The organism is Gordonia neofelifaecis NRRL B-59395, assembly GCF_000192435.1.
GTDB classification, from domain to species: domain Bacteria; phylum Actinomycetota; class Actinomycetes; order Mycobacteriales; family Mycobacteriaceae; genus Gordonia; species Gordonia neofelifaecis.
Map to the genome: position 1 here is coordinate 385,714 of NZ_AEUD01000002.1, position 6,879 is coordinate 392,592.

General features: G+C 69.4%; 6 protein-coding genes. 5 read left to right on the forward strand and 1 reads right to left on the reverse strand.

Features of this window, described 5'->3' with window-relative positions; translation table 11 throughout:
• Positions 1–5 precede the first annotated feature (5 nt).
• The 5 genes from SCNU_RS04080 (at position 6) to SCNU_RS04100 (ending at position 5,780) form a co-directional block, all read left to right on the forward strand.
• Positions 6–1,019, forward strand: a complete 1,014-nt coding sequence (locus SCNU_RS04080) for a MadB family AAA-type ATPase (protein WP_009678090.1) — start codon at positions 6–8, stop codon at positions 1,017–1,019.
• 7 nt (positions 1,020–1,026) lie between these two features.
• Entirely contained in the window at positions 1,027–2,565 is a 1,539-nt protein-coding gene (madC, locus tag SCNU_RS04085) for a MadC family VWA domain-containing protein (protein ID WP_009678091.1), read from the forward strand.
• A 67-nt stretch (positions 2,566–2,632) separates the two neighbouring features.
• Complete coding sequence (locus tag SCNU_RS04090; RefSeq protein WP_009678092.1) at positions 2,633–3,811, forward strand: iron-containing alcohol dehydrogenase; 1,179 nt, start codon at positions 2,633–2,635, stop codon at positions 3,809–3,811.
• Entirely contained in the window at positions 3,808–5,142 is a 1,335-nt protein-coding gene (locus SCNU_RS04095; RefSeq protein WP_009678093.1) for a MadS family sensor histidine kinase, read from the forward strand. Before SCNU_RS04090 ends, SCNU_RS04095 begins: the two co-directional genes overlap by 4 nt.
• Positions 5,139–5,780 carry a MadR family response regulator transcription factor gene (locus SCNU_RS04100; RefSeq protein ID WP_009678094.1) on the forward strand — a complete coding sequence of 214 codons (642 nt, stop codon included), beginning with the start codon at positions 5,139–5,141 and terminating at the stop codon, positions 5,778–5,780. The genes SCNU_RS04095 and SCNU_RS04100 overlap by 4 nt, the downstream gene beginning before the upstream one ends.
• Before the next feature lie 58 nt (positions 5,781–5,838).
• On the opposite strand, the gene mftM is transcribed toward SCNU_RS04100, so the two are convergent.
• Positions 5,839–6,690, reverse strand: a complete 852-nt coding sequence (gene mftM / locus SCNU_RS04105; protein ID WP_009678095.1) for a mycofactocin oligosaccharide methyltransferase MftM — start codon at positions 6,688–6,690, stop codon at positions 5,839–5,841.
• Positions 6,691–6,879: the final 189 nt, after the last annotated feature.

Genomic DNA, 6,879 nt, shown 5'->3' on the forward strand with positions numbered 1-6,879 from the left:
CGACGATGATCGGATTCGAGACTGCAGATCAGCTGACCGAGGCGCTCGCCGGCGAGGGGTACCTCGTCGACTCCGAGCTGGCGGTGGTCGTGCACCTGGCGACGTTGCTCGACCGCCCGCTGCTGCTCGAGGGCCCGGCGGGCGTCGGGAAGACGGAACTGGCCAAAGCGCTGGCGGCCGCGTCCGGCCGGGACCTGATCCGGCTGCAGTGCTACGAGGGCCTCGACGACTCCCGTGCGCTGTACGAGTGGGACTACGCGCGCCAACTGCTCCATGTGCAGATGCTGCGGGACCGGATCGGCGACGAGCTGTCGTCGTACGAGAGCCTGTCGGCCGCGTCGGCTGCGCTCGCGGGCACCGACGTCGGGATCTACACCGAGGACTTCCTGGTCGCACGGCCGCTGCTGGCGGCGATCCTGTCGCCGACACCGACCGTGCTGCTCGTCGACGAGATCGATCGCACCGACGAGGCGATGGAGGCGGTGATGCTGGAGGTCCTCGCCGAGCGGCAGGTCACGGTGCCCGAACTCGGGACCTTCGCGGCACGGTCGGCGCCCTGGGTGATCCTGACGTCGAACGACACGCGGGAACTGTCGCCCGCACTCAAGCGGCGATGCCTGCACTTCCAGGTGTCGTACCCGACCGCCGAGCGCGAACAGCGGATCGTCGCGGTACGAGCGCCGGACGTCGAGGAGTCGGTGATCGCCGACGTCGTCGGACTGGCGCGCCGACTGCGCGAGCTGCCGCTGCGCAAGAGTCCGTCGATCGCGGAGGTGATCGATGCCGCGCGGGCGGCGGCGATCCTCGGTCGTGCCGACCAGCCGGTCGACGGTCCGGACCCCGCACTGCTGTCGATGCTGGTGAAGTTCGGCACCGACCTCGACCATGTGCGGAGCGCGATGGCGACGACGGTGGCCACGCAAGGGGAGCGGGTGTCCATCGACGGCACGCTCCCGGTCGGATCGCCCACCGCGCGGGCGTTCGGCGCCGGGCGGGCGCGCAGTGCGGTGCGGAGCTGAGCGGTCGATGACGAAGCTGCGCCAGGACGGCCCGGACACGGTGAGCGACAGGATACTGGACGCGCTGGCGGTTCAGTTCGGCCGCACGCTGCGGTCGTTCGGGATCGGTGCCTCGCCGGCCGAGGTGATCGAGATCCGCCGGACGTTCGCGATCGTCGGCGGCGCGGACCTCGACCGGCTGCGGATCGCACTGCGCAGCGTGACGGTCAAGTACGGGTTCGAGTCGCCGGCGTTCGACGTCGCATTCGCGCTCTTCTTCGCCGGCGCGGACGGCAGCGACGGGACCCGGGCCCCGATGGCGGTTCGCGGCTTGTTCGGCGACCTGCCGCTGGACGTCCAATGGGACGATGAGTTCACGGGTGCCGGTCGGATGATCGGTGCGGATGAGCATTCATTCGAGATCGGCGAGCTGATGGTCGACGATCCGGACGCGCGCGAACGACACGCGCAGAGCGCGCACCGCGAGAACGACGACTTCTCCGTGTCTTCGGGATCGGAGCGACTCGAGGTGGGCACCGAGGAGTCGACGGTCGTCGGCGGGGTGACTTACACCGTCGAGGTCGATCACGCCGACGCGGCGCAGGTCGGCGAGTTGGTCGGTTCCGCAGCGCGCGTGGAGGGGACGGCGCTCAGACTGGCGGACGCGGCGGCGCTGCTGCGGGCACTCGATGCGGCGGACGGTCGGAGCGCGTACGGCGCCGACGGTGCTGAGGGACTCGACGAGGTCCGGCTCCGCGAACTCGAGGCCGCCTTGGAACGGTTCGTCGGCGCCTTGTCTCAGCGCCTGGAGGCGGCCGCCACGGATCTCCCGCCGTCGGCCGCGGTCGACCGGGTGCACCGGGACCAGGCGGACATCGATCGCGCTTGTCATCGACTCGTGCAGCAGATGCGCGGCGCGCCCCGCAGGATTGCGCGCCGGACCGACGTCGGTCGGCTGGATGTCCGTGCCACGATGCGCGCGTCGGTCCGCGCCGACGGCGTTCCGGTCGAACTCTGGCGGCGGTGCGCGGTGCCCGGCCCGGTCCGGATGCTGGTGATGGTCGACGTCTCGATCTCGGTCCGCCCGGTGGCTGGATTCATCCTGCGGCTCGCGCAGACTCTGCATCGGTTCGGTGATCGTTGCGAAGTGATCGCCTTCGTCGACCGACCGGTGCTGGTCACGAGCGCCTTGCGCACGGTGGGCGCTGACGGAGCGCTCACCGCGGTGCTGGCCGCTGACGGGCTCGATCTGGCCGCCACGAGCGATTACGGCCGGATGTGGTCGGAGACGATGGATCGGTTCGGCGACCTGATCACGCGACGGACCAGCCTGTTGATCGTCGGCGACGCCCGGAGCAATGCCTTCGACCCGCGAGTCGAAGTGTTCGAGGAGCTGACCAGGCGGGCCCATCGGACCGCATGGCTGACTCCGGAACCGTCTCGGTACTGGAGTCAGACAGGCTGTGCGCTCAGCGAGTACGCCGACAGCTGCGACGGTGTCGTCGTTGCCCGGGACGGTGCGGAGATCCTCGCTCGCTCCGGCGAACTGGGCGCGGCACTGCGGTGATCGCGGTACCGTTCCGGGCGAGATCGAACCGATCCGAAGTGGACGGATGCGGACCAGGAGGTGACCGGTGATCGCCGACCGAACATCCCGGCGGGCCGCGACCAGCGTCGCGAAGTTCCACACCCCGGAGATCGTGCTCGGTCGTGGGGCATTCGCCGAGGTGGCCGGTGTGGTGGCGGGTCTCGGGGTCCGCCGTCCGCTGGTCGTCTCCGACCGGCGGCTGGCGGAGACGCCGTGGCCGGACCGGCTGGTCGACGAGCTCACTCGGCACGGACCGGTCCCCGCCGTCTATCTGGGAGTGACCCCGAACCCGCGTGCCACCGAGGTCGCGCGGGGATTCGCCGACTACCGCGCGCATGGCGCGGACGGCCTGATCGCTCTCGGCGGCGGTTCGGTGATCGACACCGCGAAGGGCATCGCGGTCCTCGCCTCGAACGGCGGACTCATCCTCGAGTACGAGGGCATCGATCGGGCGGCCCGGCCGCTGCCGCCGCTGGTCGCCGTTCCGACCACCGCGGGCAGTGGCGCGGACGTCTCTCAGTTCTGCATCATCAACGACCTCGACCGTCGCACGAAGGTCACCATCATCGGCCGGACGCTGGTGCCGAACGTGTCGGTCATCGACCCGACACTGCTGACCACGGCGCCGCCGGAGGTCACGGCGCAGGCCGGTATGGACACGCTGACGCACTGCATCGAGGCCTATGTGTCGCTGGCGCACGGGAGGCTGACCGACTCGTTGGCGCTGGAGTCCATGGTCGGCGTCTGGAACCACCTCGAACGACTCGTCGACGATCCGGGTGATGCGGTGGCGGGCGAGGAGATGGCGATGGCCTCCTTGCGTGCGGGGATGGCGTTCACGAACGCGATCCTCGGTGCGGCCCATGCGATGAGTCATCCGGTGGGCGGCTATTGCGATGCGCCCCACGGCACCATCAACTCGGTCCTGCTGCCGCACGTGATCCGCTACAACGCCGTGGTGTGCGCCGACGACTTCGTCCGGCTGGCCGACGCTGTCGGGCTGGCGACGTCGGGCGATCCGCGCAGCGTCGCCGACCGCCTGGCCGACGCGGTGGCCGGACTCGCGGGGCGGGTCGGGATGCCGGAGACGCTGTCGCCGCTGGGCGTCAGGACCGATGACCTCGGCATGTTGACGACGCATGCGCTGGCCGACTCGTGCATGATCACCAATCCGCGCAGACCCGAGGAGACCGCGATCCTCGACCTCTACCGACAGGCGATGTGATCGTGGCCGACCCGGATCCGGACCTGGCCAGCCTGGTCGGCCTGCGCACGGTCAAGGGCGGGCACTACGCCGAGCTCCGGGGAACCGCGGCCCGGCTCAGTCGGGTGATGACGGCGCTGGAAGGCATCTCGAAGGCCCTCGTCCAGACCGCGGAGGGGCCGGAGGCACTGGTGGTCGCGGTGGTGGAGACCGTACGTGACCACCTCGGGGCGGAATGGGTGTTGTTCGCGCTCGCGGACGGGCAGCTCGGTGAGACGACGCCGCGGCACCTGATCGCGTCCGGCGACGGTGCGATCATGGCCTTCGAGGGCGCGCGTACGGCGGTCCAGCCGACGGAGTTGCCGGACCCGGTGCTGAATCGGCTCAACGACGTCCTCCGCGGCGAGCGGGACGTGCTGAACGGGCCGATCGTCTCCGACCATCACATCCACGTTCCGGTCGAACTCGACGGGCGGGTGGTCGGCGGTCTGTCCGCGTGGACGGCGGCCGAGCGGGACGTCGATCCGGCCGACTTGCCGGTGCTGCGCATCCTCGCAGGCCAGGCGACGGTGGCGATGGTGAACGCCGTGCTCTTCGCCGAGGCCAACAGTCGCGCAGCCGAACTCGCCGAGCGCAACGAAGAGCTGCTTCGGACGCAACGGGAGTTGTCGGCGGCGCAGCGGACCGCGCTCCTCGGCCGCGAACGGTCGCGCATCGCGCGCGAACTGCACGACTCGGTCGGTCAGTCGGTCATGTCCGCGGGTCTGCAGATGGAACTGTGCCGGCCCGCGGTGTCCGGACCCGCCGTCGAGCATCTCGACAAGGCCGTTCGGCTCACGCGAGACGCCATGGCGCAGTTGCGGAACGCCATCTACACGCTGGCCGACGCACGCACGCCCGCGCCGAGTATCGCCGAGACGCTCGACGAGCTCTGCGCGCTCCACATGCCGTCGCGCACCCGCACCTCAGTGGCCGTCCGTGGCCGTCCGCGTGAGCTGCCCGGCGAGATCCAGCACGCCGTCCTCCGGATCGCGGGCGAATCGCTGTTCAATGCCGCGGTCCACTCCGATGCGACGCAGGTGACCGTCACCTTCGGATACTCAGGCGATCGGGTCACCCTGCACGTCGACGACGACGGTGGCGGCGACCCGGACGAATTGCGCCGCATGCTCCGCTCGGCCCGTGCCGGGGACCGCGACGCCGCTCAGCACCGAGGGCTGGCGAACATGGCGTCACGGGCCGAGGAACTCGGTGGCTCCTTCCGAATACGCAGGTCGCGCCTGGGCGGCGTCCGGGTCGCCACCGACCTGCCCACCGCCGGTCACCCCGATGCAGAGGAGCGGACACCATGAGCGGAACGATTCGGACTGTTCTCGTCGACGACCACGCGCTGTTGCGCGAGGGTCTTCGATCGCTGCTCGGCCGCGATGCGGACCTGGAGGTGGTCGGGGAGGCCGGGTCCTTCGACGCCGCGCTCGCCGAGATCGCGCACACCGCGCCCGACGTCGTCGTGGTGGACCTCAAGCTCACCGCGGGCACCGAGTACGAGGGGCTGCGACTGATCAGGGAGATCGCCCGCCGCCATCCCGGTGTCGCGAGTCTGGTGCTCACCACCTTCCTCGACGACGACGTCGTGGTTCGCGCGGTACGGGCCGGAGCGAAGGGATATGTCGTCAAGGACGTCGACACCACCGAGCTCATCCGTGCGATCCGCACGGTCTCGAACGGCGGAAGCGCGTTCGATCCGAGGAGTGCCGCGATCGTGCTGCGTACCGTGTCGGGTGAGCAGGAGTCCACGGCGACACTGACAGACCGGGAGCATGAGGTCCTCAAACTGCTGGCGGACGGGAAGTCGAACGCCGAGGTCGGACGCGCACTCTTCATCTCCGAGTCGACGGTGAAGTTCCACATTCGCAATGTGATCCGGAAGCTCGGTGTCACGAAGCGGACCGACGCGGTCTACGTCGCGAGCAAACGGGGTCTGATCTGACTGATGTCCGGCGAGCGAGCACTCCCCGAATGGGCCGCGCCACCGCACGCCCGCCCGATCAGTCGAGATCGATCACCAGCCAGCCGCCGTGCTCGGAGAAGATCGTCGTTCGAAGACCGGGCAGCCGCGTGGCCCAGCCGTCGAGATCCCGTTCGCGGAGGATCGTCCGATGCCCGAAGTGCGGTGAGACCTCGTCTTCGTACGGAACCGCGATCACGACGCGACGGCGGGCGACCCGGCAGCATTCGGCGATCGCGGCATCGACATCCACCGGAGCCAGGTGCTCAAGCAGATGGATCATCGTCACTGTGTCGAAACGATTGTCCGGAAACCGCAGCGACCGAACGTCGCTGAGGGCGGTCTGGACGCCGACTCCGAGATCCCGCGCGGCCTCGTCGAGCAGGTCGAGCGCCCCGGCGCAGATGTCAGTCGCTGTCACATCGAATCCGTCGGAGGCGCACTGCAGGGCGAAGAAGCCGAAGCAGCAGCCGACCTCCAGCACCGATTCGCCGACGAGCAGCCGTCGCGCCCGACGATGGACTGCGCTGAACGGAACCGCTCCGGCGCGCAGTTCCCTGACCGAGTTCGCATAGAACCCCAGCCATCCATCGCGCGGGTTGTCCGCACATCCGCCGACGAACTCCGCCGCGGTCGCCTCGAACTCCTCTTGGCCCGAGATCGCGCCGACCTCGACAAGCGTCGTCAACTCTTCGACCACCACCGCATCGCTGATATCCGCGGGGGAGTACGGGTGCGCGATGCGCAGGAGATTCCGCTCGCGGCTCCAGTGGAGCCGACCGGCGCGGTGGAAACGCCCCAGGTCTGCCGGCGATCGAACGGTTGAGACGAGCAGATCCGGCTCGTCGTCGCACTGCGCCGGCCCGGCGAGAAGGATTGAATCGGTTGTCATGATCCGACGCTATGGCCGGATGCCGGTGGCCGTAACTGACCTGTCGGCTCCTGTCGCTGACCGAAAGGACAGGCCGGAAGCAGTGCTCGGATCAGGGTTCGACCCAGCCATCGGTTCGTTGACCTGGCGATTTGGGAGTCAGCGGCAAGGGTGTGTAACTTATTCCAGGTCAGCGCGTCGGTGCTGGCG